Here is a 25,067-nt window from a genome sequence, read left to right on the forward strand (position 1 = left end):
GGGATCAACATGATTGTACGGGACACGATATATCCTCTTTCGTTACCGCCAGTATTGGGCGGGATACAAAACTGCACCACCAGTTTCCCGTCATACTTCAAGTTACATGTGCGTTGGCTTTACTTGTTCACCCCAGTCACGTACTCCTCGTACGCTCCTGGGGATTCGCTGCGTCGCCGCCTTCCTGCAACTCGAATTATTTAGGGTTATGGCTGGCGGTGTGGAATCAGGCGGTCAGACGGTTGGCGTCTTGCGCGATGACCAGCTCTTCGTTGGTCGGAATGACGACAGCCGGGCGGGTGCCTTCTTTGTTGATGAAGCCGGACTTGCCAAAACGGGCAGCCAGGTTACGTTCGTGATCAACTTCGAAGCCCAGTACGCCCAGTTTGCCCAGGGACAGTTCGCGGACCATAGCCGCGTTCTCACCGATACCACCGGTGAACACAACAGCGTCCAGACGACCGTCCATCAGCGCGGTATAGGAACCGATGTATTTTGCCAGGCGATGGCAGTAAACATCCATTGCACGTTTAGCATCTGCTTTTTCTTTGTAGTTGTCTTCAACATAGCGGCAGTCGCTGGTCACTTCGGTCAGGCCGAGCAGACCGGACTCTTTGGTCAGCATTTTGTTGATGGCGTCTACGCTCATGCCCAGGGCATCGTGCAGATGGAAAATGATTGCCGGGTCGATATCGCCAGAGCGAGTACCCATAACCAGGCCTTCCAGCGGGGTCAGACCCATGGAGGTGTCAACGCATTTACCGTTGCGGATAGCAGAAACAGAGCCACCGTTGCCCAGATGGCAGGTGATGATGTTCAGCTCTTCAACCGGTTTGTTCAGAACTTTTGCGGCTTCCTGAGTCACATAGAAGTGGCTGGTGCCGTGTGCGCCATAGCGACGTACGCCGTGTTCTTTGTACAGGCTGTACGGCAGGGCATAGAGGTAAGACTCTTCCGGCATGGTCTGATGGAACGCGGTGTCGAACACGGCAACGTTCTTGTCTTTCAGGTGCGGGAAGGATTTCAGCGCTTCTGCGATACCGATCAGGTGAGCCGGGTTGTGCAGCGGAGCGAAAGACGCGGAGTCTTTGATTCCCTGAATGACAGAGTCATCGATCACTACGGAGCTGGTGTATTTTTCACCACCGTGAACGATGCGATGGCCGATTGCGGTCAACTGAGCAGACAGTTCTGGTTTTTGTGCCAGAATAGTGTTAACGATAAAGTTAAGAGCTTCACTGTGAGCAGCGCCCGCGCCTAAATCGGCTTCTTGTTTGCTGCCATCCATTTTCCATTTGATACGGGCTTCAGGAAGATGGAAACATTCGGCTAAACCGGACAGATATTCGTCACCGTTGACGGCATCAAGGATAGCAAATTTCAGAGAGGAGCTACCGCAGTTCAGAACCAGTACTAACTTACTCGACATGGAAGTACCTTTTATGATACGTGGCTAAAAAAACGTCAGTGTGTCACAAAGCGTAGCGCAGGATGACATCGACATTTATGATTAACATCATGCCTTGAACATTTTTGGGCATGATGGGAGAAGTACATTTGATTTTATGCCATTTTGCCTAATTTTCAGCTAATGGCAGAATATGCGATAATTTGACTAATCTGGTAAAAGGGTCTAATTGCCCTTCAGGTCGGCACAGAATACCTGATTGCGTAACCATTGCCAAAATCTTTTGAACGTTGTCATGCACAGTTGGTGTTTTGCACGAATTTTTTAAGTTTTATATGTAAAGTTGAGGTAAAGCCATGTCCAGTCCCGAGAATCGCCCCGTTAGCTTTTTTGGCTTGTTTCGCCATGGGCAGCATTACGCAAAGACCTGGCCTCTGGATAAACGTCTCGCTCCGGTATTTATCGAAAACCGCATTATTCGCGCAACCCGCTATGCGATTCGCATTATGCCGCCAGTCGCTATCTTCACACTGTGCTGGCAAATCGCCCTTGGCGGGCAATTAGGTCCAGCTGTCGCCACGGCACTGTTTGCGCTAAGCCTGCCGATGCAAGGTTTATGGTGGTTGGGGAAACGTTCAGTCACGCCACTGCCGCCATCGGTGCTGAATTGGTTTTATGAAGTTCGCGGTAAACTGCAGGAGGCGGGGCAGGCGCTGGCGCCGGTTGACGGCAAGCCCGATTATCAGGCTTTAGCTGACACGCTTAAGCGCGCCTTCAAACAACTGGATAAAACTTTCCTGGATGATTTGTAATTGCATCAGGAAAACGCATATAAAAGAAGGCGCATGATTCATGCGCCTTCTTTTTTCACGCCAAAAAGTGCTACAGGAGTCAAAAAATGGAAATGACCAATGCGCAGCGTCTGATTCTGTCGAATCAGTACAAGATGATGACGATGCTCGACCCGGACAACGCTGAACGTTACCGTCGTCTACAGACCATCATTGAGCGTGGATATGGGTTGCAGATGCGCGAGCTGGACCGCGAATTTGGCCAGTTGACAGAGGAAACCTGCCGTACCGTCATTGATATCATGGAGATGTATCACGCATTGCATGTCTCCTGGACTAACCTCAAGGATTCCAGCGGAATCGACGAGCGTCGGGTGACTTTCCTTGGCTTTGACGTGGCGACTGAAGCCCGCTACCTCGGATATGTTCGCTTTATCGTTAACATTGAAGGGCGTTACAGCCATTTCGACGCCGGGACCCACGGCTTCAATTCTCAAACCCCGATGTGGGAAAAATACCAGCGTATGCTTAACGCCTGGCACTCTTGCCCGCGTCAGTATCATTTAAGCAGCAACGAAATTAATCAAATTATCAATGCTTGATGGAGGTTCCCGTGCAGTGTAAAGGTTTCCTGTTTGATCTTGACGGGACATTGGTCGATTCGTTACCGGTAGTGGAGCGTTCGTGGTGCAAATGGGCGGATCGGTTCGGTATCCCGCACGATGAAGTATTGAACTTCATTCATGGCAAACAGGCGATAACCTCGTTGCGTCATTTTCTACCCGACCGCAGCGAAGAAGAGATTCAGGCCGAGTTCACCCGGCTGGAAACGGTAGAGGCGACGGATACGGATGGCATAACGGCGCTGCCTGGGGCTGTTGCGTTACTCAACACTCTCGACGAAGCCGGCATTCCCTGGGCGATCGTGACGTCGGGCTCGATACCTGTCGCCCATGCGCGTCACCGTGCGGCGGGTTTGCCTGACACCAATGTTTTCGTCACCGCCGAGCGCGTGAAACATGGAAAGCCCGCTCCGGACGCTTATCTGCTGGGGGCTGAACTGTTGGGTCTGGAGCCGAAAGATTGCGCTGTCGTGGAGGATGCCCCAGCCGGACTGCTCTCCGGGCTGACTGCTGGCTGCCGGACTATCGCAGTAAATGTGCCTGCGGATGCGCCGCGGCTTGATGAAGCAGATTTTGTGTTAACGACGCTTGAGAGCCTGAAGGTTGAGCGTCTGGCCGACGGCAATGTGAATGTTAGCCTTAAAGACTAATCTCATGATTTAGCCCCGCACTGGCGGGGCTTTTTTATGCCAAACTTCCAACTCCATCTTCTGACAAGGATAAGTTGTGAACGGTGAATTGATTTGGGTGTTATCTCTTCTTGCCGTAGCCGTCGTGCTCTTTGCCACCGGAAAAGTGCGCATGGACGCTATCGCACTGTTAGTCATTGTTGCTTTTGTCCTTAGCGATACGCTGACCCTCAGCGAAGCTTTCTCAGGTTTTAGCGATCCCAACGTCATTCTTATCGCCGCGCTATTTATTATTGGCGATGGTCTGGTGCGTACCGGAGTCGCTACCAAAATGGGGTCCTGGCTGGTGAAGGTTGCCGGTAACAGCGAAACCAAAATGCTGGTCTTTTTAATGCTGACCGTTGCCGGACTGGGCGCTTTTATGAGCTCAACGGGCGTGGTGGCTATTTTTATTCCTGTGGTGCTTAGCGTTTCAATGCGCATGAATACGTCGCCCTCGCGCCTGATGATGCCGCTCAGTTTCGCCGGACTGATCAGTGGGATGATGACCCTGGTCGCCACGCCTCCCAACCTGGTCGTCAACAGCGAGCTTTTGCGAGAAGGGTTACAGGGATTCAGCTTTTTTAGCGTCACGCCAATAGGGCTCGTTGTACTGGTGCTGGGCGTTTTCTATATGCTGGTGATGCGCTTTATGCTTAAGGGTGAGGAAGGTGAGCTGGTGCGCGATGGGCGCAAAAGAAGCACCTTCCGCGATTTAATTAAAGATTACCATCTGACGGGGAGAGCGCGCCGTCTGGCAATTCGTCCCGGATCGCCAATGATTGGCCAGCGTCTGGACGATCTAAAACTTCGCGAGCGCTACGGAGCCAACGTTATTGGCGTTGAGCGCTGGAGGCGCTTTCGGCGGGTTATTGTTAACGTCAACGGGGTATCCGAATTTCGCGCCCGTGACGTTTTGCTGATCGATATGTCCGCCTCGGATGTGGATTTACGCCAGTTCTGCGGCGAGCAAATGCTCGAACCTATGATCCTGCGCGGCGAGTATTTTTCCGACCAGGCTCTGGACGTTGGGATGGCGGAGGTCTCGCTGATCCCCGATTCTGAGCTGATAGGCAAAACGGTGCGCGAAATCGCTTTCCGTACTCGTTTCGATCTAAACATCGTGGGGCTAAAGCGGGATGGTAAAGCCCTTGATGGCGCGGTGACCGATGAGTCTTTGCAACTTGGCGATATCATGCTGGTGGTTGGTAACTGGCGGCAAATTGCCCTGTTGGCTAAGCGGGGCCGCGACTTTGTGGTGCTGAATATGCCAATTGAAGTCAACGATGCCTCACCTGCGCACAGTCAGGCACCGCACGCCATTTTCTGCCTGGTGCTGATGGTGGCGCTAATGCTGACTGACGAAATTCCCAACCCGATAGCGGCGATTATCGCCTGTTTGCTGATGGGCAAATTCCGTTGTATTAACGCCGAGAGCGCATACAAAGCGATTCACTGGCCGAGTATTATTTTGATTGTCGGGATGATGCCTTTTGCCCTGGCGTTGCAAAAAACCGGCGGTGTGGATCTGGTGGTTAAAGGTTTGATGGACGTAGCGGGCAGTAGAGGACCATATCTGATGCTTGGCTGCCTGTTCGTGATGTGTGCAGCGATTGGCCTGTTTATCTCAAATACCGCCACCGCGGTGCTGATGGCGCCCATTGCGCTGGCGGCGGCGAAGTCGATGGGAGTATCGCCTTACCCCTTTGCGATGGTGGTGGCAATGGCGGCTTCAGCGGCGTTTATGACGCCTGTATCGTCGCCGGTGAATACTCTGGTGCTTGGGCCGGGTAAGTATTCATTCAGCGATTTCGTAAAGATTGGCGTACCGTTTACCGTGATGGTCATGGTGGTGTGCGTACTGCTGATCCCGGTGCTGTTTCCGTTCTGATTCCGCAGAGTAATCGCCCCGGTCATGCATCTGCTGACCGGGGATAAGCCTGTTTATAAAGGTGAGTCCTGGCTAATTTCATCCAGCGAAAGATGGAAGCTCGGCACAAATACCTGCATAAAATAGTCCATCTCCTCGCTGCGGCGTGATTCCAGCGTTTTCTCAAGACGACCTTTGGCCAGCAGAAACTCGTTGTTGCCCGCCGACAGTTCTTCCAGGCACTTAAGATAGGCGCATAGCGCATCAGCCTGTTTAACGAGGGATTTCTCCTCATCGCTATAGTGATGCTCGTCAATCAGCGGCTCAAAAATATCGTGTAATTCATCAGGAACCATATCGATCAGCTTCTGCTGAGCGATTTTCTCGATGGCTTTGTATTCTTGCGCAATCTGCGAGTTGAAATACTTCACTGGAGTAGGAAGATCGCCGGTCAGGACTTCCGAAGCATCATGGTACATCGCTAACAATGCAATCCGTTCGGCATTGACCTGGCCGCCAAATTTACGATTTTTAATGGCTGCCAGCGCATGGGCAACCATCGCCACCTGCAAACTGTGTTCAGATACGTTTTCGGTGCGCACATTGCGCATCAGCGGCCAGCGGTTGATCAGTTTCAAACGGGAGAGATGGGCAAAGAAGTGACTCTGACTCATTAGGGACCCTTAATCAGTTACGACGTCGGGTGTCATTGTGCGCAGGGATTGCCGCCGGATGCAAATTCCGGCGGCAGGAGGCGTTAAATCAGAGCTGGTGATAACCGGAAAGGAAGCGCCCAAAGCGGGTAATGGCCATTTCCAGATCGTCCTCGCGCGGAAGGGTCACGATACGCACGTGATCCGGCCACGGCCAGTTAAAGGCAGTGCCCTGAACCAGCAGGACCTTTTCCTGCAGCAGAAAATCGAGAACCATCTTCTGATCATCGTGAATATTGAAACGTTTGGCGTCGATTTTCGGGAACATATACAGCGCGCCTTTCGGCTTGGTGCAGGATACGCCTGGAATTTCGTTAATGAGCTCCCACGCGCGATTACGCTGTTCGTATAAACGCCCACCGGGAACGATAAATTCGCTGATGCTCTGATAGCCGCCAAGCGCCGTTTGAATCGCATGCTGAGCCGGGACGTTGGCGCACAGGCGCATAGAGGCCAGCATTTCCAGGCCTTCAATATAGCCCTTCGCGTGCTTCTTCGGCCCATTAAGCACCATCCAGCCCTGACGGAAGCCTGCAACGCGGTATGTTTTTGACAGGCCGTTAAAGGTAATGGTGAGCAGGTCTGGCGCCAGCGGCGCGATAGAGTGGTGCTGTGCGTGATCGTAGAGGATCTTGTCGTAGATCTCATCAGCGAAAATAATCAGATTATGCTGACGGGCGATCTCGACGATCTCCATCAGCAGCTCTTTTGAATACACCGCACCCGTTGGGTTATTCGGGTTGATAATCACAATGCCGCGGGTACGTGGAGTGATTTTAGCGCGGATATCATCGAGGTCCGGGAACCAGTCGGAAGACTCATCACACAGGTAGTGCACCGCTTTTCCGCTGGAAAGAGACACTGCGGCGGTCCATAAAGGATAATCGGGCGCGGGTACCAGCATCTCATCGCCGCTATTAAGCAGCGCCTGCATGGCCTGCACGATAAGCTCAGAAACCCCGTTACCGATATAGATATCTTCGACCGTGACATCGCGCATGCCGCGGGCCTGGTAGTGCTGCATAATGGCTTTGCGGGCGGAATAGAGGCCCTTAGAGTCACAGTAGCCCTGGGCTGTCGGGAGATTTCGGATGACGTCGACGAGAATTTCATCAGGTGCGTCAAAGCCAAACGGCGCCGGGTTGCCGATGTTCAGCTTCAGGACTTTATTGCCTTCTTCTTCAAGGCGTTTAGCCTCTTTCAGAACCGGGCCGCGGATATCGTAACAGACGTTATCTAACTTGCTGGATTTTTCGATGGGGGACATGAACCTTTGACCTTTTAGCTGTTATCGCCACTCCCTGCCGTGGAAGTCAGCACGGAATAATGTACTCCGCATCCCCGCTGTTTTGAAGGGTTAACAGGAGAAGATTTTGCCATTAATGTTTTTTTAGTGTAATCAATTTGTCTGCGGAATGGTCGGTCAGTTTATACAATATACCTTATATTCTTAATGTCGTGGTTTTATATTGTGTATGCATGATTTTTTATGAAAGTTTATCTGGTTTGTACTTAAGGAAGGCGACGGACGCTGGTTTTTTGCGCATAAAACACGTTATTCATTTTTGATAAAATTTAACTCACAATACGCTGAAGTTTGTAACAAACGTGGCAGTCATTTTTTAATGGAAAACATTTAATAAATTAATGAATCTTATTTTTTGAAAGGAATATTCTTAGATTTGTTAATTTAATTAAAGTGCTGAAAAATGTTTAAAATTATCTGAGATAATACTGAATAACACTTATAAATATTGCGGTTTTCGGTTAGAATATCGCCGTTAATAGTGATATGCCGCTATGTCAGGCAGCGTTTTTTTATTAATACATTGTTATTGCAGGTTTTTTTTGTTTGCCTTCCCGATTGCTGCAACAAGCTTTACTTGCTTGTAGAGCGCGGTTAATGGTCGTTGATAGCTATTTTTTTTGCGTTACATCACATAAAGCGGGAATGTCCTAATTAAAAGTGCTTAGGTCTACGAACAAAATATTACTCAAAAATTTCGCACATTTGCTGCGAACGAGTGCTTTCAAATGCAATAACGTTCTTCCAGTTGTTCATCCATTGCGGATAACACGAGGCTTAAGGAATAGCCGGAAGCTGGACACAGCATCAACAAGGCAAGAATCAGTCGCCTGTAAGTGAAGCAACTATGATAAATGAAAATCGCCCGATACTAAATTTAGACCTCGATTTACTGAGAACCTTTGTTGCCGTCGCCGATCTCAATACGTTTGCCGCTGCCGCCGTGGCGGTGTGTCGCACACAGTCAGCGGTAAGCCAGCAGATGCAACGACTGGAGCAACTGGTTGGAAAAGAACTTTTTGCTCGCCACGGGCGCAATAAATTACTCACGGAACAGGGTATTCAGCTACTGGGGTATGCGCGGAAAATTCTGCGCTTCAATGACGAAGCCTGCATGTCGTTAATGTTCGGCAGCCTACAGGGAACGCTAACCATCGGTGCATCCGATGAGACGGCAGATACAATTTTACCGTTCTTATTGAATCGAATCGGAAGTTTTTATCCCAAATTGACGCTGGAAATCAAAGTTCTCAGCCATGTTGATGTAGTAGAGATGCTAAAGAATGGGGGGATTGAACTCGCGCTGACAACCCGTCAAACGGACAACTTCGAGACGTTGACGTTACGTCGTTCGCCGACGCTGTGGTACTGCGCAGCAGATTATGACCTTCCACAAGGCGAATCTATACCGCTTATCTTACTGGATGCGCCGGGTCCGTTCCGGGAGGATATCATTTCGGTACTTAATACGGCCCAGTTGCCCTGGCATCTGGCCCATGCGGCATCCTCACTGGCGGGCGTTAAGGCCGCGGTGAAGGCTGGGCTTGGCGTGACCGCACAACCCGTTGAAATGATGAACCCGGCGCTCCGGGTGCCAGGCAGGAGCGATGGCTTACCTGTGTTGCCGGATACACACTATGTGTTGCTCTGCGATCAACAGAAGGCCAGTGAGTTAGCTCGCACCATTTTCCAGTCTCTAAGTGCGGATCGCGAACTGTTGTTGACAGAGCATGTTTATACCCCTGAAGGGGGAGATAATTCCCTGGTTTCCTGAAGGGCAAAAAGCTAACAAACGTCACAAAAACTGGTAACAAAATGTAAGTGTAAAAAAGAACCACAGAAAGCTGAAATGGGCACTGTGGTTCTTTTTTTTCAAATTTTATTGAGGAATTGAATATATTATTGATTTGTTTTTATTAAAATCAGTGAGTTAGTTTTGCGCTTCATCCCACTTCTGTACTTTTCTCGGCACTTTCAATACTTCCTGCTAATGTTAAAAAACCGGATGGTTTGTTGCTGTTTTTGGGGTTCAATTAACAAAAGCGTGTCACAGATCAAGAAAATACCCCTCCTTAGGGGGAGGAATCGTGGCTAAATCCTGTCAAAATAGCCGGGTAATTTTGATTTACGATGGAAACGGACACGATTCAACAGCATTAAATCCGAATGGTATGCAAGGTTATTCCGCATCAAAGGGCATTTAATGTTAATGAAAAAAATCCAATGTAAATTAATGTTGTTAAAACTTTTGTTGAAGTTGACAAAAGGTTAATGAAAGGAGTAAAAAGCCACCGCAACTGGCCTTCCGCATCAACCAGGGACGCTTTTTTGCACGGCTATTTTTTTATTCCTCCCCGTGAAACGCTGTGGCGTTCATCTGCCAGTAAGAGCAGAGGGTTTTAGCGCTACACTTTTTTGGTTAAGCAATGCGTATGTCAACATCCACTGAAGTCATCGCTCATCATTGGGCATTCGCTATATTTCTCATCATCGCTATCGGTCTGTGCTGCCTGATGCTTGTCGGCGGCTGGTACCTCGGCGGACGCGCGCGCGCGCGTAGCAAGAACACGCCATTTGAATCCGGGATCGACTCCGTTGGTTCAGCTCGCTTACGCCTTTCTGCGAAGTTTTATCTGGTTGCCATGTTCTTCGTTATCTTCGACGTGGAAGCCCTGTATCTCTACGCATGGTCGACTTCTATCCGTGAAAGCGGCTGGGTCGGCTTTGTGGAAGCCGCAATTTTCATTTTAGTGTTACTGGCTGGTCTGGTTTACCTCGTTCGTATCGGCGCACTGGACTGGACGCCTGCGCGCTCCCGTCGCACGCTGGTTAACCCGGAAACAGACAGTCCCACTAACCGTCATACGCAGTAAAAGCGAGGCAATAAGATGGATTATACGCTCACCCGCATCGATCCTAACGGTGAGAACGACCGTTACCCCCTGCAAAAACAGGAGATCGTAACTGACCCCCTTGAGCAAGAAGTCAACAAAAGCGTGTATATGGGGAAACTCGAACACGCGTTGCATGACATGGTGAACTGGGGCCGTAAGAACTCAATCTGGCCTTATAACTTCGGCCTTTCTTGCTGCTATGTGGAAATGGTGACGTCCTTTACCGCGGTGCACGATGTTGCGCGTTTTGGCGCCGAAGTGCTGCGTGCTTCCCCGCGTCAGGCGGACCTGATGGTAGTAGCGGGCACCTGCTTCACCAAAATGGCCCCGGTTATTCAGCGTCTTTATGACCAGATGCTGGAGCCAAAGTGGGTTATCTCCATGGGCGCATGCGCTAACTCCGGCGGTATGTACGATATTTACTCTGTCGTACAGGGTGTGGATAAGTTCATTCCGGTTGATGTTTACATCCCGGGCTGCCCGCCGCGTCCGGAAGCTTATATGCAGGCGCTGATGCTACTGCAGGAATCCATTGGTAAAGAACGTCGTCCGCTTTCGTGGGTGGTTGGCGATCAGGGCGTGTATCGCGCCAACATGCAGTCGGAACGCGAGCGTAAACGCGGCGAACGTATTGCAGTGACCAATCTGCGGACTCCGGACGAGATTTAACTTGCGCCTGCGGGCGGGAAAAAGACTTCGCAAATCAATCTACTAAAGCAGCGAAGCCTCGCCCGGCAGTCACCACGGACCTTTTGCAATGGTGAACAATATGACCGATTTAACTGCGCATGATGCCGCACCAGCCTGGCAAACCCGCGATCACCTTGATGACCCGGTGATCGGCGAACTGCGCAACCGTTTTGGGCCGGATGCCTTTACCGTTCAGCCAACCCGCACCGGCGTTCCGGTGGTTTGGGTGAAGCGCGAACAGCTGCTTGAGGTGGGTGATTTCCTGAAGAGATTACCAAAGCCTTACGTAATGCTGTTTGACCTGCACGGCATGGATGAACGTCTGCGCACGCACCGCGACGGTTTACCCGCCGCGGATTTTTCCGTTTTCTATCACCTGATTTCAGTAGACCGCAATCGCGACATCATGCTCAAGGTTGCGCTTTCGGAAAACGATCTGCACCTGCCGACCTTTACCAAACTGTACCCCAACGCCAACTGGTATGAGCGTGAAACCTGGGAGATGTTTGGCGTCACCTTCGATGGTCACCCGAATCTGCGTCGCATCATGATGCCGTCAACCTGGGAAGGCCACCCGCTGCGCAAAGACTATCCGGCCCGCGCCACCGAATTCGATCCGTTTGAGCTGACCAAAGCCAAACAGGATTTGGAAATGGAAGCGCTGACCTTCAAACCGGAAGAGTGGGGTATGAAGCGCGGGACTGAAAACGAGGACTTCATGTTCCTCAACCTCGGTCCGAACCACCCATCTGCACACGGTGCGTTCCGTATTATTCTGCAGCTTGATGGCGAGGAGATTGTCGACTGCGTACCAGACATCGGCTACCACCACCGCGGCGCTGAAAAGATGGGCGAGCGCCAGTCATGGCACAGCTACATCCCATACACTGACCGTATTGAATACCTCGGCGGCTGCGTTAACGAGATGCCGTACGTGTTGGCAGTGGAAAAACTAGCCGGGATCACCGTGCCGGATCGCGTCAACGTGATCCGCGTGATGCTCTCCGAGCTGTTCCGCATTAACAGCCACCTGCTCTATATTTCGACCTTTATTCAGGACGTCGGTGCGATGACGCCGGTCTTCTTCGCCTTTACCGACCGTCAGAAAATCTACGATCTGGTTGAAGCGATTACCGGCTTCCGTATGCACCCGGCCTGGTTCCGCATCGGCGGCGTCGCCCACGACCTGCCGCGCGGTTGGGATCGTCTGCTGCGTGAATTCCTTGAGTGGATGCCAAAGCGTCTGGACTCCTACGAGAAAGCCGCGTTGCGTAACACCATCCTTATTGGCCGTTCAAAAGGGGTGGCTGCTTATGGCGCGAAAGAGGCGCTGGAGTGGGGCACTACTGGAGCAGGTCTGCGCGCCACCGGTATTGGTTTCGACGTTCGTAAATGGCGTCCCTATTCTGGCTATGAAAACTTCGACTTTGAAATCCCGACCGGCGGCGGTGTTTCCGACTGCTACACCCGCGTGATGCTAAAAGTGGAAGAGCTGCGCCAGAGCCTGCGCATTCTTCAGCAGTGCCTCGATAACATGCCGGAAGGCCCGTTCAAAGCGGATCACCCGCTGACCACGCCGCCGCCGAAAGAGCGCACGCTGCAGCATATCGAAACCCTGATTACGCACTTCCTGCAGGTTTCCTGGGGCCCGGTCATGCCGGCCAATGAATCCTTCCAGATGGTTGAAGCGACGAAGGGTATTAACAGTTACTACCTGACCAGCGACGGCAGCACCATGAGCTACCGCACCCGTATCCGCACGCCGAGCTATGCGCACCTGCAGCAGATCCCGTCGGCGATTCGCGGCAGCCTGGTATCAGACCTGATCGTCTATCTGGGTAGTATCGATTTTGTTATGTCAGACGTGGACCGCTAATTATGCACGAGAATCAACAACCACAAACCGAGGCTTTTGAGCTGAGTGCGGCAGAGCGTGAGGCGATTGAGCACGAAAAGCACCACTACGAAGACCCGCGTGCGGCGTCCATTGAAGCGCTGAAGATCGTTCAGAAGCAGCGCGGCTGGGTGCCGGACGGCGCAATCTACGCTATCGCCGATGTGCTGGGGATCCCGGCCAGCGACGTAGAAGGAGTGGCAACGTTCTACAGTCAGATTTTCCGCCAGCCAGTAGGCCGTCACGTGATTCGCTATTGCGACAGCGTGGTGTGCCATATCACTGGTTTCCAGGGCATTCAGTCGGCTATCGAGAAGAAGCTGGACATCAAACCGGGTCAAACCACTTTTGATGGCCGTTTCACTCTGCTGCCGACCTGTTGTCTGGGCAACTGCGACAAGGGGCCGACGATGATGATTGATGAGGATACTCACAGTTATCTGACGCCGGAAGCGATTCCTGACCTCCTGGAGCGGTATAAATGAAAACCATTATTCGTACTGCCGAAACCCATCCGTTAACCTGGCGTCTGCGTGACGACAAACAGCCGGTCTGGCTGGATGAATACCAGAGTAAAAACGGTTATGCCGGGGCGCGTAAAGCGCTTTGTGGGATGGCACCGGACGAAATCGTTAATCAGGTAAAAGACGCTGGCCTGAAAGGGCGCGGCGGCGCGGGCTTCTCCACCGGCTTGAAGTGGAGCCTGATGCCAAAAGACGAATCCATGAACATCCGTTACCTGCTATGTAACGCCGATGAAATGGAGCCGGGCACCTATAAAGACCGCCTGTTGATGGAACAACTGCCGCACCTGTTGGTGGAAGGCATGCTGATCTCCGCGTTTGCGCTGAAAGCGTATCGCGGCTACATCTTCCTGCGCGGCGAATATATTGAAGCGGCTCAGCATCTGCGCCGGGCGATTGCCGAAGCGAACGAAGCGGGTCTGCTGGGAAAAAACATTCTTGGTAGCGGTTTTGACTTCGAACTGATTGTCCACACCGGGGCAGGGCGCTACATCTGCGGCGAAGAAACCGCGTTGATTAACTCTCTCGAAGGCCGCCGCGCGAACCCGCGCTCCAAGCCGCCGTTCCCGGCAAGCTCCGGTGTATGGGGTAAACCGACCTGCGTTAACAACGTCGAAACCCTGTGCAACGTCCCGGCGATTTTGGCTAACGGCGTTGAGTGGTATCAGAACATTTCCACCAGTAAAGATGCCGGCACCAAGCTGATGGGCTTCTCCGGTCGGGTGAAAAATCCGGGCGTCTGGGAGCTGCCTTTCGGCACTACCGCGCGCGAGATCCTCGAAGATTATGCGGGCGGCATGCGCGATGGCCTGAAGTTTAAAGCCTGGCAGCCGGGCGGTGCGGGAACCGACTTCCTGACCGAAGCGCATCTTGACCTGCCGATGGAATTCGAAAGCATTGGTAAAGCGGGGAGCCGCCTGGGCACTTCGCTGGCGATGGCCGTTGACCACGAAATCAACATGGTATCGCTGGTGCGCAACCTGGAAGAGTTTTTCGCCCGTGAGTCTTGCGGCTGGTGTACACCTTGCCGCGACGGGCTGCCGTGGAGCGTGAAAATTCTGCGCGCCCTTGAGCGCGGCGAAGGTCAGCCGGGGGATATCGAAACACTTGAGCAACTGTGTCGATTCCTCGGGCCGGGTAAAACCTTCTGTGCGCACGCGCCGGGCGCCGTTGAGCCGCTGCAGAGCGCGATTAAATATTTCCGCGAAGAATTCGAGGCAGGCATCAAGCAGCAGTTCAGCAATACCCATGCAATCAACGGTATTCAGCCGAACCTGCTTAAGACGCGCTGGTAATCTAAAGAATTATTTATTTTGGAAGCACGCTAATGGCTACGATTCATGTAGACGGCAAAGAATACGAGGTCGATGGAGCGGACAACCTGCTAGAGGCTTGTCTCTCTCTTGGTCTTGATATTCCATACTTTTGCTGGCATCCGGCGCTGGGAAGCGTTGGTGCTTGCCGCCAGTGTGCGGTGAAGCAATATCAAAACGCGGAAGACACGCGTGGCCGCCTGGTGATGTCCTGTATGACACCGGCATCCGACGGCACTTTTATTTCTATCGACGACACCGAAGCGAAACAGTTCCGCGAGAGCGTCGTTGAGTGGTTGATGACCAACCACCCACACGACTGCCCGGTCTGCGAAGAAGGTGGTAACTGCCACTTACAGGATATGACCGTGATGACCGGTCATAGCTTCCGTCGCTACCGCTTTACCAAGCGTACCCATCGTAACCAGGACCTGGGGCCGTTCATCTCGCACGAAATGAACCGCTGCATCGCCTGCTATCGCTGCGTTCGTTACTATAAAGATTATGCTGACGGTACCGACCTGGGCGTTTATGGCGCGCACGACAACGTCTACTTCGGTCGCCCGGAAGACGGCGTGCTGGAAAGCGAGTTCTCCGGCAACCTGGTTGAAGTTTGCCCGACCGGCGTCTTCACTGATAAAACGCACTCCGAGCGCTATAACCGTAAATGGGACATGCAGTTTGCGCCTAGCATCTGCCAGCAGTGTTCCATTGGCTGCAACATCAGCCCCGGTGAGCGTTACGGTGAACTGCGCCGTATCGAAAACCGTTACAACGGTACCGTTAACCGCTACTTCCTCTGCGACCGCGGTCGTTTCGGGTATGGCTATGTGAACCTGAAAGACCGTCCGCGTCAGCCGGTTCAGCGCCGTGGCGATGACTTCATCACCCTCAACGCCGAACAGGCGATGCAGGGCGCGGCGGATATTTTGCGCCAGTCGAAGAAAGTCATTGGTATCGGCTCCCCGCGCGCCAGCATCGAAAGCAACTTCGCGCTGCGCGATTTGGTCGGCGCCGATAACTTCTATACCGGCATTGCTAAAGGTGAACAAGAACGCCTGCAGATGATGCTGAAAGTGCTGCGCGATGGCGGTATTCATACCCCGGCGCTGCGCGAAATTGAATCCTACGATGCGGTGTTGATCCTCGGTGAGGACATCACCCAGACCGGCGCGCGTATTGCGCTGGCGGTGCGTCAGGCGGTGAAAGGCAAAGCGCGTGAAATGGCGGCGGCACAGAAAGTCGCCGACTGGCAGATCGCCGCGATCCTTAACATTGGCCAGCGCGCGAAGCATCCGCTGTTTGTGACCAATATTGATGATACGCGCCTTGACGATATCGCCGCGTGGACCTACCGCGCGCCGGTAGAAGATCAGGCGCGCCTCGGTTTCGCTATCGCCCACGCGCTGGATGACAGCGCTCCGGCGGTAGAAGGTCTGAGCGGCGAGCTAAAAGGTAAAATCGATGTGATCGTTCAGGCATTGGCCGGAGCGAAAAAACCGTTGATTGTCTCCGGAACCAATGCTGGCAGCATTGAGGTCATTCAGGCTGCGGCCAACGTGGCGAAAGCCCTTAAAGGCCGCGGTGCTGACGTTGGCGTAACGATGGTTGCCCGCGCGGTGAACAGTGTTGGCCTCGGCATGATCGGCGGCGGCTCTCTTGAAGAGGCGCTGAGCGAACTGGAAACCGGTGCCGCCGATGCGGTTATCGTGCTGGAAAACGACCTGCACCGCCATGCTTCTGCCGCCCGCGTTGATGCGGCGCTGGCGAAAGCGCCGCTGGTGATGGTGGTCGACCATCAGCGTACGGCGATTATGGATAAAGCGCATCTGGTGCTCTCCGCGGCAAGCTTTGCGGAAAGCGATGGCACGGTGGTGAATAACGAAGGTCGCGCCCAGCGCTTCTTCCAGGTTTACGATCCGGCCTACTACGATGCGAAAACCGTGATGCTGGAAAGCTGGCGTTGGCTGCACTCGTTGCACAGCACCGTCAACAACCGTCAGGTCGACTGGACGCAGCTGGATCACGTTATTGACGCTGCGATTGCCGCACTGCCGCAACTGGCCGGTATCAAAGACGCCGCGCCGGATGCGACCTTCCGCATTCGCGGCCAGAAACTGGCTCGTGAACCGCATCGCTACAGCGGCCGTACGGCGATGCGCGCTAACATTAGCGTGCATGAACCGCGTCAGCCGCAGGATAAAGACACCATGTTCGCCTTCTCCATGGAAGGGAACAACCAGCCATCCGCTCCGCGTTCGCAGATTCCGTTCGCCTGGGCGCCGGGCTGGAACTCCCCGCAGGCGTGGAACAAGTTCCAGGATGAGGTGGGCGGGAAACTGCGCCATGGCGATCCGGGCGTGCGTCTGATTGAAGCTTCCGCCAGCGGTCTGGAGTACTTTACCGTGGTACCGGCAAGCTTCGAAGCTGAAGAAGGGAAATGGCGTATTGCGCCTTACTACCATCTGTTCGGCAGCGACGAAATGTCGCAGCGTTCTCCGGTATTCCAGAGCCGCATGCCGCAGCCGTACGTTAAGCTTAACCCGGCAGATGCCGCGAAGCTGGGCGTAAATAACGGCGCGATGGTCTCCTTCAGCGTTGAAGGTCAGACCCTTAGTCTGCCGCTGGTGATTTCGGCGGGGCTGACGGCAGGGCAGGTTGGCTTACCGATGGGCATGCCGGGCATCGCACCAGTACTGACCGGCGCGCGTATTGATACTTTGCAGGAGGCGAAAGCATGAGTTGGTTAACTCCCGATCTCATCGACATTCTGTTAGGCATCCTCAAGGCGGTGGTGATTCTGCTGGTGGTGGTGACCTGCGGCGCGTTCATGAGCTTTGGCGAACGTCGTCTGCTCGGCCTGTTCCAGAACCGCTACGGACCTAACCGCGTGGGCTGGGGCGGTTCGCTACAGCTCGTTGCCGACATGATCAAAATGTTCTTTAAAGAGGACTGGGTACCGAAATTCTCGGACCGTATGATCTTTACCCTGGCACCGGTTATCGCCTTCACCTCGCTGCTGCTGGCCTTCGCCATTGTGCCGGTCAGCCCAAGCTGGGTGGTTGCCGATCTTAACATCGGGATCCTGTTCTTCCTGATGATGGCAGGCCTCGCGGTGTACGCGGTGCTGTTTGCCGGTTGGTCGAGCAACAACAAATACTCTCTGCTGGGTGCAATGCGTGCTTCTGCGCAAACCCTGAGCTACGAAGTGTTCCTCGGGCTGTCCCTGATGGGCGTGGTGGCGCAGGCCGGTTCATTCAATATGACCGACATCGTCAATAACCAGGAACATCTGTGGAACGTTATTCCGCAGTTTTTTGGCTTCGTGACCTTTGCGATTGCAGGTGTGGCGGTTTGTCACCGTCACCCGTTTGACCAACCGGAAGCGGAACAGGAACTGGCAGATGGTTACCACATTGAATATTCCGGCATGAAGTTCGGTCTGTTCTTCGTTGGCGAATATATCGGGATTGTTACCGTATCAGCGCTGATCGTGACGCTGTTCTTCGGTGGCTGGCAAGGTCCGTTCTTACCACCATTCATCTGGTTTGCGCTAAAAACGGCGTTTTTCATGATGATGTTCATTTTGATTCGTGCGTCCTTACCGCGTCCGCGTTATGACCAGGTAATGTCCTTCGGCTGGAAAGTGTGTCTGCCGCTGACGCTCGTCAACTTGTTGGTAACGGCTGCTGTCATTCTCTGGCAGCAGCCATAAGGGGCTTTAGACCATGACCTTAAAAGAATTATTGGTAGGGTTTGGCACCCAGGTCCGCAGTATCTGCATGATCGGGATGCACGCCTTTGCCAAACGTGAAACTCAGATGTACCCGGAAGAGCCGGTATATCTACCGCCGCGCTACCGTGGTCGTATCGTGCTGACCCGCGATCCGGACGGCGAGGAGCGCTGCGTTGCCTGTAACCTGTGTGCGGTAGCGTGTCCGGTGGGCTGTATCTCTCTGCAAAAAGCGGAGACCAAAGACGGTCGCTGGTACCCGGAGTTTTTCCGCATCAACTTCTCACGCTGCATTTTCTGCGGCCTGTGCGAAGAAGCGTGCCCGACCACGGCGATCCAGTTGACCCCGGACTTTGAACTGGGCGAATACAAACGTCAGGACCTGGTGTACGAAAAAGAGGATCTGCTGATTTCCGGTCCGGGCAAATACCCGGAATATAACTTCTACCGGATGGCGGGTATGGCAATCGACGGCAAAGATAAGGGCGAAGCAGAGAACGAAGCCAAGCCTATCGACGTCAAGAGCCTGTTACCGTAAGGAGAGGGCAATGGAATTCGCTTTTTATATCTGTGGCCTGATAGCCATCCTCGCCACCCTGCGGGTGATCACCCACACCAATCCGGTGCATGCGCTGCTGTACCTGATTATTTCGCTGTTGGCGATTGCCGGGGTGTTCTTCTCGCTGGGCGCTTACTTCGCCGGTGCGCTGGAAATTATCGTTTACGCCGGGGCCATTATGGTGCTGTTCGTTTTCGTGGTGATGATGCTCAACTTGGGCGGCAGCGAAATCGAGCAGGAACGTCAATGGCTGAAACCGGGGATCTGGATTGGCCCGGCCATCCTTTCCGCTGTGCTGCTGGTGGTTATCGTTTACGCCATACTCGGTCTTAACGAGCAGGGGATCGACGGTGCGGCGATTAATGCCAAAGAAGTGGGTATTGCGCTGTTTGGTCCGTACGTACTGGCGGTGGAACTGGCTTCCATGCTGCTGCTGGCGGGCCTGGTTGTCGCCTTCCATATCGGCCGCGAAGAGCGCGTCGGGGAAGTGCTGAGCAACCGTCAGAACGACAGCGACAAAAGAAAAACGGAGGAACACGCATGATCCCCTTAACACATGGACTGATCCTCGCCGCCGTCCTGTTTGTCCTTGGCCTGACGGGGCTGATAATCCGTCGTAATCTGCTGTTTATGCTGATTAGCCTGGAGATCATGATCAACGCCTCCGCGCTGGCTTTCGTGGTTGCCGGGAGTTATTGGGGCCAGGCTGATGGTCAGATAATGTATATCCTCGCCATCACCCTTGCCGCCGCAGAAGCGAGTATCGGCCTGGCGCTGCTGCTGCAGCTCCATCGTCGTCGCCAGAACCTGAACATCGATTCAGTAAGTGAGTTGCGCGGATGAACATGCTTGCCTTAACCATTCTTTTGCCATTGATTGGCTTTGTTCTGCTGGCCTTCTCTCGCGGGCGCTGGTCGGAGAATCTGTCCGCCACCATCGGGATGGGCTCGGTTGGCCTGGCGGCGCTGGTGACGGCGTTTGTTGGCATCGACTTCTTTGCTAACGGCAGGCAGGCGGTCAGCGTTCCGCTGTGGACCTGGATGTCGGTGGGCGATTTCAACGTCGGCTTCAACCTGGTGCTGGACGGTCTGTCGCTGACCATGCTTTCCGTAGTCACCGGTGTCGGCTTCCTGATCCACATGTTCGCCTCCTGGTATATGCGCGGTGAAGAGGGCTACTCCCGTTTCTTCGCCTATACCAACCTGTTTATCGCCAGCATGGTGGTTCTGGTTCTTGCTGATAACCTGCTGCTGATGTACCTCGGCTGGGAAGGTGTGGGTCTGTGCTCCTATCTGCTGATCGGTTTCTACTATACCGATCCGAAGAACGGCGCTGCGGCGATGAAAGCGTTTGTGGTGACCCGCGTTGGCGATGTGTTCCTCGCGTTTGCGCTGTTCATTCTCTACAACGAACTGGGCACCCTGAACTTCCGCGAAATGGTCGAACTGGCGCCTGCGCATTTTGAAGCCGGCAACAATATGCTGACGTGGGCGACCCTGATGCTGCTGGGCGGCGCGGTGGGTAAATCCGCACAGCTGCCGTTGCAGACCTGGCTTGCTGACGCGATGGCAGGCCCGACGCCTGTCTCTGCGCTGATCCACGCTGCAACCATGGTGACCGCGGGTGTGTACCTGATTGCCCGCACACATGGTCTGTTCCTGATGACCCCGGAAATTCTGCATCTGGTGGGGATCGTCGGTGCGGTGACGCTGGTGCTGGCGGGTTTCGCCGCGCTGGTGCAGACCGATATCAAACGCGTACTCGCTTATTCCACCATGAGCCAGATTGGCTACATGTTCCTCGCGCTCGGCGTACAGGCGTGGGATGCGGCGATTTTCCACCTGATGACGCATGCCTTCTTTAAAGCGCTGCTGTTCCTGTCGTCCGGCTCGGTGATTCTGGCCTGCCATCACGAACAGAACATCTTCAAGATGGGTGGCCTGCGTAAGTCTATTCCGCTGGTGTATGTCTGCTTCCTGGTGGGGGGCGCGGCGCTGTCCGCACTGCCGCTGATTACCGCAGGCTTCTTCAGTAAGGATGAGATTCTGGCTGGTGCGATGGCTAACGGTCATCTCAATCTGATGGTTGCCGGTCTGGTCGGAGCGTTTATGACCTCCCTGTATACCTTCCGCATGATTTTCATCGTGTTCCACGGCAAAGAGCAAATTCACGCGCACGCAGGGAAGGGGATTACCCATCATCTGCCGCTGATTGTGCTGATGGTGCTGTCCACCTTCGTTGGCGCGCTGATTGTGCCGCCGCTGCATGGTGTATTGCCGTCAACCACTGAGCTTGAGCATGGTCGCGTCATGACCCTGGAGATTACCTCTGGCGTTGTGGCGATAGCAGGTATTCTGATTGCTGCATGGCTGTGGCTGGGTAAACGCACGCTGGTGACGTCGATTGCCAACAGCGCACCGGGCCGTCTGCTCGGTACCTGGTGGTATAACGCCTGGGGCTTTGACTGGCTATACGACAAAGTGTTCGTGAAGCCGTTCCTCGGCGTGGCGTGGCTGCTGAAAAGCGATCCGCTGAATGCGCTGATGAACATCCCGGCGATCCTTTCCCGCTTCGCAGGCAAAGGCCTGGTGGTAAGCGAGAACGGCTATTTGCGCTGGTATGTGGCTTCCATGAGCATCGGTGCGGTCGTGGTGCTGGCGCTGCTGATGGTATTGCATTGAGTGTGAGGATTGGGAGTGTTTTGCCCGGTGGCGCTGCGCTTGCCGGGCCTACAAACCCGAAGAGAATTTTTTAAAATTCGTTGAAAATCAAGTCTAAAAGGACAGGCGTTATCGGCGAAGTCAGAGTGGACACCGCCTGCGTGCAGCAACCGGAGCGTACTGGAGTACGTGAGGATTGCGAGCACAGCCGGGGTTCGCTATGACGAGTGAGATAGCCTGAACAGGACTTAAACAAGGAACAAAGATCACCATGTTATTACCTTGGTTGATATTAATCCCCTTTATCGGCGGCTTCCTGTGCTGGCAGACTGAACGCTTCGGCGTGAAGATGCCGCGCTGGATCGCGCTGATCACCATGGGATTGACGTTTGTGCTTGGCCTGCAACTGTGGATGCAGGGTGGCTACTCTCTCACGCAATCTAGCGGTATTCCGCAGTGGCAGTCAGAATTCGTGATGCCGTGGATCCCGCGCTTCGGCATTAGCATTCATCTGGCGATCGACGGTTTGTCGCTGCTGATGGTGGTGCTGACCGGGCTGCTCGGCGTGCTGGCGGTGCTCTGTTCATGGCGCGAAATCGAGAAGTATCAGGGCTTTTTCCATCTTAACCTGATGTGGATCCTGGGCGGCGTGATTGGCGTGTTCCTGGCTATCGACCTGTTCCTGTTCTTCTTCTTCTGGGAAATGATGCTGGTGCCGATGTATTTCCTGATAGCACTCTGGGGTCATAAGGCTTCCGACGGGAAAACGCGTATCACGGCGGCAACCAAGTTCTTCATTTATACCCAGGCGAGCGGTCTGGTGATGCTGATTGCCATTCTGGCGCTGGCGTTTGTTCACTTCAACGCCACCGGCGTGTGGACCTTCAACTATGAAGAGCTGCTGAAGACGCCGATGTCGCATGGTGTGGAATACATGCTGATGCTGGGCTTCTTTATCGCTTTTGCGGTGAAAATGCCGGTAGTTCCGCTGCACGGCTGGCTGCCGGATGCGCACTCGCAGGCGCCGACCGCGGGTTCCGTTGACCTCGCGGGGATCTTGCTGAAAACCGCGGCCTACGGTCTGCTGCGCTTCGCGCTGCCGCTGTTCCCCAACGCTTCCGCTGAATTTGCACCTATTGCCATGTGGCTGGGCGTTATCGGCATTTTCTATGGCGCGTGGATGGCTTTCAGCCAGTACGACATCAAACGCCTGATTGCTTACACTTCTGTTTCCCATATGGGCTTTGTGCTGATTGCTATCTACACCGGCAGCCAGTTGGCTTATCAGGGAGCGGTGATTCAGATGATTGCGCACGGTCTGTCCGCAGCCGGTCTGTTCATTCTGTGCGGCCAGCTGTATGAACGTCTGCATACGCGCGATATGCGCCAGATGGGCGGCCTGTGGAGCAAAATTAAGTGGCTTCCGGCACTGTCAATGTTCTTTGCCGTTGCGACTTTGGGGATGCCGGGTACCGGTAACTTCGTCGGCGAATTTATGATTCTGTTCGGCAGCTATAAAACCGTACCGGTGATTACCATTATTTCCACCTTTGGTCTGGTGTTCGCTTCCGTTTACTCGCTGTCGATGCTGCATCGCGCGTACTTTGGTAAAGCAAAGAGCGAAATTGCTGCAAAAGAATTGCCGGGAATGTCCCTGCGTGAATTGTCTATCGTTCTGCTGTTGGTTGTTCTGCTGGTGCTGCTGGGCTTCTTCCCGCAGCCGATTCTGGACACCTCGCACTCTGCGATGAGCAATATTCAGCAGTGGTTTGTTAATTCTGTTTCTACTACAAGGCCGTAATTCGCCATGACAATAACTCCACAACAACTGATCGCACTGCTACCGCTGCTGATCGTCGGCTTGACGGTGGTGGTTGTGATGCTCTCCATTGCGTGGCGACGCAATCATTTCCTCAATGCCACGCTATCGGTTCTCGGCCTCAACGTCGCGCTAGTCTCACTTTGGTTCGTGGGGCAGAATGGGGCGATGGACGTGACGCCGCTGATTCGCGTTGACGGCTATTCCATGCTCTATACCGGGCTGGTGCTGCTCGCGAGTCTGGCGACCTGTACCTTTGCTTATCCGTGGCTTGAGGGTTACAAGGACAATAAAGAAGAGTTCTACCTGCTGGTGCTGATCGCCGCGTTGGGTGGTATTCTGCTGGCGGGCGCTAACCATCTGGCGGCGTTGTTCCTCGGTATTGAGCTTATCTCTCTGCCGCTGTTTGGTCTGGTGGGTTACGCCTTCCGTCAGAAACGCTCGCTGGAAGCCAGTATCAAATACACCATTCTGTCTGCCGTCGCTTCTTCTTTCCTGCTGTTCGGTATCGCGCTGGTGTATGCGAACTCCGGTAACCTGTCCTTCCTCGCCCTGGGTAAGAACCTGGCTGACAGCACGCTACATGAACCGTTGCTGCTGGCTGGTGTGGGCTTGATGATTGTCGGTCTGGGCTTCAAGCTGTCGCTGGTGCCGTTTCATCTGTGGACGCCGGATGTCTACCAGGGCGCGCCTGCGCCAGTATCAACCTTCCTGGCGACCGCCAGCAAGATTGCTATCTTTGGCGTGGTGATGCGTCTGTTCCTGTATGTGCCAGTCGGCAACAGCGAGGCCGTACGCGTGGTGCTGGGCCTTATCGCTTTCGCGTCGATTATCTTCGGTAACCTGATGGCGTTGAGCCAGACCAATATCAAACGTCTGCTTGGCTACTCTTCCATTTCTCATCTTGGCTATTTACTGGTGGCGCTGATTGCTCTGCAGAGCGGCGAGATGTCGATGGAAGCGGTGGGCGTCTATCTGGCCGGTTATCTGTTCAGCAGTCTCGGCGCGTTTGGCGTGGTGAGCCTGATGTCCAGCCCGTATCGCGGGCCGGATGCGGATTCGCTCTATTCATATCGAGGCCTGTTCTGGCATCGCCCGATTCTGTCGGCTGTGATGACGGTGATGATGCTATCCCTCGCCGGTATTCCGATGACGCTGGGCTTTATCGGTAAGTTCTACGTGCTGGCGGTCGGTGTACATGCGCACTTGTGGTGGCTGGTAGGGGCAGTGGTCGTTGGTTCGGCAATTGGTCTCTACTACTACCTGCGCGTTGCGGTAAGCCTGTATCTGAGCGCACCGGAGAAACTCAATCGCGATGCGCCGTCTAACTGGCAGTACAGCGCCGGGGGCATCGTAGTGCTGATCTCCGCGCTGCTGGTGCTGGTGCTTGGCGTATGGCCGCAGCCGTTGATTAGCATCGTGCAGCTGGCGATGCCGCTGATGTAACCTGACAACTATCTGAGAAAAAGGATCGCTTCGGCGGTCCTTTTTTTATCGGTGAAAAATGGATGTGTATTTTCTTTAATATTCGTATTTGTCATGCGGTTTGTCATATTAGCCTCACTTTACGTTTCCCCTCATCCTCTTATTTTCCGTACTATT

The 25,067-nt window shown here is 53.8% G+C and carries 21 protein-coding genes; 18 read left to right on the plus strand and 3 right to left on the minus strand.

Annotation, left to right across the window (positions count from 1 at the left end):
- Positions 1-226 precede the first annotated feature (226 nt).
- Positions 227-1,429: an acetate kinase gene (gene ackA / locus QVF11_RS07100; RefSeq protein ID WP_112212981.1), complete on the minus strand. Its 1,203-nt coding sequence runs from the start codon at positions 1,427-1,429 to the stop codon at positions 227-229.
- A 335-nt stretch (positions 1,430-1,764) separates the two neighbouring features.
- Between ackA and yfbV the strand changes: the two genes are divergently transcribed.
- The 4 genes from yfbV (at position 1,765) to QVF11_RS07120 (ending at position 5,381) form a co-directional block, all read left to right on the plus strand.
- The gene (yfbV, locus tag QVF11_RS07105; protein ID WP_110272272.1) at positions 1,765-2,220 is read left to right on the plus strand and encodes a terminus macrodomain insulation protein YfbV; all 456 of its coding nucleotides are present in this window, start codon (positions 1,765-1,767) and stop codon (positions 2,218-2,220) included.
- 86 nt (positions 2,221-2,306) lie between these two features.
- The gene (locus tag QVF11_RS07110) at positions 2,307-2,801 is read left to right on the plus strand and encodes a YfbU family protein (RefSeq protein ID WP_112212982.1); all 495 of its coding nucleotides are present in this window, start codon (positions 2,307-2,309) and stop codon (positions 2,799-2,801) included.
- An 11-nt stretch (positions 2,802-2,812) separates the two neighbouring features.
- Positions 2,813-3,472, plus strand: a complete 660-nt coding sequence (locus QVF11_RS07115) for a sugar phosphatase (RefSeq protein ID WP_287855916.1) — start codon at positions 2,813-2,815, stop codon at positions 3,470-3,472.
- 76 nt (positions 3,473-3,548) lie between these two features.
- The gene (locus QVF11_RS07120) at positions 3,549-5,381 is read left to right on the plus strand and encodes an SLC13 family permease (RefSeq protein ID WP_112212984.1); all 1,833 of its coding nucleotides are present in this window, start codon (positions 3,549-3,551) and stop codon (positions 5,379-5,381) included.
- A 53-nt stretch (positions 5,382-5,434) separates the two neighbouring features.
- On the opposite strand, the gene yfbR is transcribed toward QVF11_RS07120, so the two are convergent.
- Positions 5,435-6,034: a 5'-deoxynucleotidase gene (yfbR, locus tag QVF11_RS07125; RefSeq protein WP_287855918.1), complete on the minus strand. Its 600-nt coding sequence runs from the start codon at positions 6,032-6,034 to the stop codon at positions 5,435-5,437.
- An 88-nt stretch (positions 6,035-6,122) separates the two neighbouring features.
- On the minus strand, positions 6,123-7,340 hold the full coding sequence (alaA, locus tag QVF11_RS07130; protein ID WP_112212986.1) for an alanine transaminase AlaA: 1,218 nt from the start codon (positions 7,338-7,340) through the stop codon (positions 6,123-6,125).
- Between the two features lie 886 nt (positions 7,341-8,226).
- Between alaA and QVF11_RS07135 the strand changes: the two genes are divergently transcribed.
- The 14 genes from QVF11_RS07135 (at position 8,227) to nuoN (ending at position 24,911) form a co-directional block, all read left to right on the plus strand.
- Positions 8,227-9,153, plus strand: coding sequence for a LysR family transcriptional regulator (locus tag QVF11_RS07135; protein WP_112212987.1), 927 nt, complete (start codon positions 8,227-8,229; stop codon positions 9,151-9,153).
- A 652-nt stretch (positions 9,154-9,805) separates the two neighbouring features.
- A complete protein-coding gene (nuoA, locus tag QVF11_RS07140) occupies positions 9,806-10,252 on the plus strand; it encodes an NADH-quinone oxidoreductase subunit NuoA (protein WP_004123140.1) in 447 nt (148 codons plus the stop codon).
- Between the two features lie 15 nt (positions 10,253-10,267).
- The gene (nuoB, locus tag QVF11_RS07145) at positions 10,268-10,942 is read left to right on the plus strand and encodes an NADH-quinone oxidoreductase subunit NuoB (RefSeq protein ID WP_002913178.1); all 675 of its coding nucleotides are present in this window, start codon (positions 10,268-10,270) and stop codon (positions 10,940-10,942) included.
- Between the two features lie 88 nt (positions 10,943-11,030).
- Positions 11,031-12,839 carry an NADH-quinone oxidoreductase subunit C/D gene (gene nuoC, locus QVF11_RS07150; RefSeq protein WP_287855927.1) on the plus strand — a complete coding sequence of 603 codons (1,809 nt, stop codon included), beginning with the start codon at positions 11,031-11,033 and terminating at the stop codon, positions 12,837-12,839.
- A 2-nt stretch (positions 12,840-12,841) separates the two neighbouring features.
- Positions 12,842-13,342: an NADH-quinone oxidoreductase subunit NuoE gene (gene nuoE / locus QVF11_RS07155; RefSeq protein WP_004104075.1), complete on the plus strand. Its 501-nt coding sequence runs from the start codon at positions 12,842-12,844 to the stop codon at positions 13,340-13,342.
- Positions 13,339-14,676: an NADH-quinone oxidoreductase subunit NuoF gene (gene nuoF, locus QVF11_RS07160; RefSeq protein ID WP_112212989.1), complete on the plus strand. Its 1,338-nt coding sequence runs from the start codon at positions 13,339-13,341 to the stop codon at positions 14,674-14,676. The genes nuoE and nuoF overlap by 4 nt, the downstream gene beginning before the upstream one ends.
- Positions 14,677-14,708: 32 nt before the next feature.
- A complete protein-coding gene (gene nuoG / locus QVF11_RS07165) occupies positions 14,709-17,435 on the plus strand; it encodes an NADH-quinone oxidoreductase subunit NuoG (protein WP_287855930.1) in 2,727 nt (908 codons plus the stop codon).
- Positions 17,432-18,409, plus strand: coding sequence for an NADH-quinone oxidoreductase subunit NuoH (gene nuoH, locus QVF11_RS07170; RefSeq protein ID WP_110272281.1), 978 nt, complete (start codon positions 17,432-17,434; stop codon positions 18,407-18,409). Before nuoG ends, nuoH begins: the two co-directional genes overlap by 4 nt.
- 13 nt (positions 18,410-18,422) lie before the next feature.
- Entirely contained in the window at positions 18,423-18,965 is a 543-nt protein-coding gene (nuoI, locus tag QVF11_RS07175; RefSeq protein ID WP_015365590.1) for an NADH-quinone oxidoreductase subunit NuoI, read from the plus strand.
- A 10-nt stretch (positions 18,966-18,975) separates the two neighbouring features.
- Entirely contained in the window at positions 18,976-19,530 is a 555-nt protein-coding gene (nuoJ, locus tag QVF11_RS07180; protein ID WP_287855934.1) for an NADH-quinone oxidoreductase subunit J, read from the plus strand.
- On the plus strand, positions 19,527-19,829 hold the full coding sequence (nuoK, locus tag QVF11_RS07185) for an NADH-quinone oxidoreductase subunit NuoK (RefSeq protein WP_110272284.1): 303 nt from the start codon (positions 19,527-19,529) through the stop codon (positions 19,827-19,829). The genes nuoJ and nuoK overlap by 4 nt, the downstream gene beginning before the upstream one ends.
- Positions 19,826-21,667, plus strand: coding sequence for an NADH-quinone oxidoreductase subunit L (gene nuoL / locus QVF11_RS07190; protein ID WP_112212992.1), 1,842 nt, complete (start codon positions 19,826-19,828; stop codon positions 21,665-21,667). Before nuoK ends, nuoL begins: the two co-directional genes overlap by 4 nt.
- Positions 21,668-21,917: 250 nt before the next feature.
- Positions 21,918-23,447, plus strand: a complete 1,530-nt coding sequence (nuoM, locus tag QVF11_RS07195) for an NADH-quinone oxidoreductase subunit M (RefSeq protein WP_112212993.1) — start codon at positions 21,918-21,920, stop codon at positions 23,445-23,447.
- A gap of 6 nt (positions 23,448-23,453) precedes the next feature.
- Positions 23,454-24,911: an NADH-quinone oxidoreductase subunit NuoN gene (gene nuoN / locus QVF11_RS07200; protein WP_112212994.1), complete on the plus strand. Its 1,458-nt coding sequence runs from the start codon at positions 23,454-23,456 to the stop codon at positions 24,909-24,911.
- Positions 24,912-25,067: the final 156 nt, after the last annotated feature.

This window comes from Klebsiella sp., from assembly GCF_027492335.1.
In the GTDB taxonomy this organism is placed as follows: Bacteria; Pseudomonadota; Gammaproteobacteria; order Enterobacterales; family Enterobacteriaceae; genus Klebsiella; species Klebsiella huaxiensis.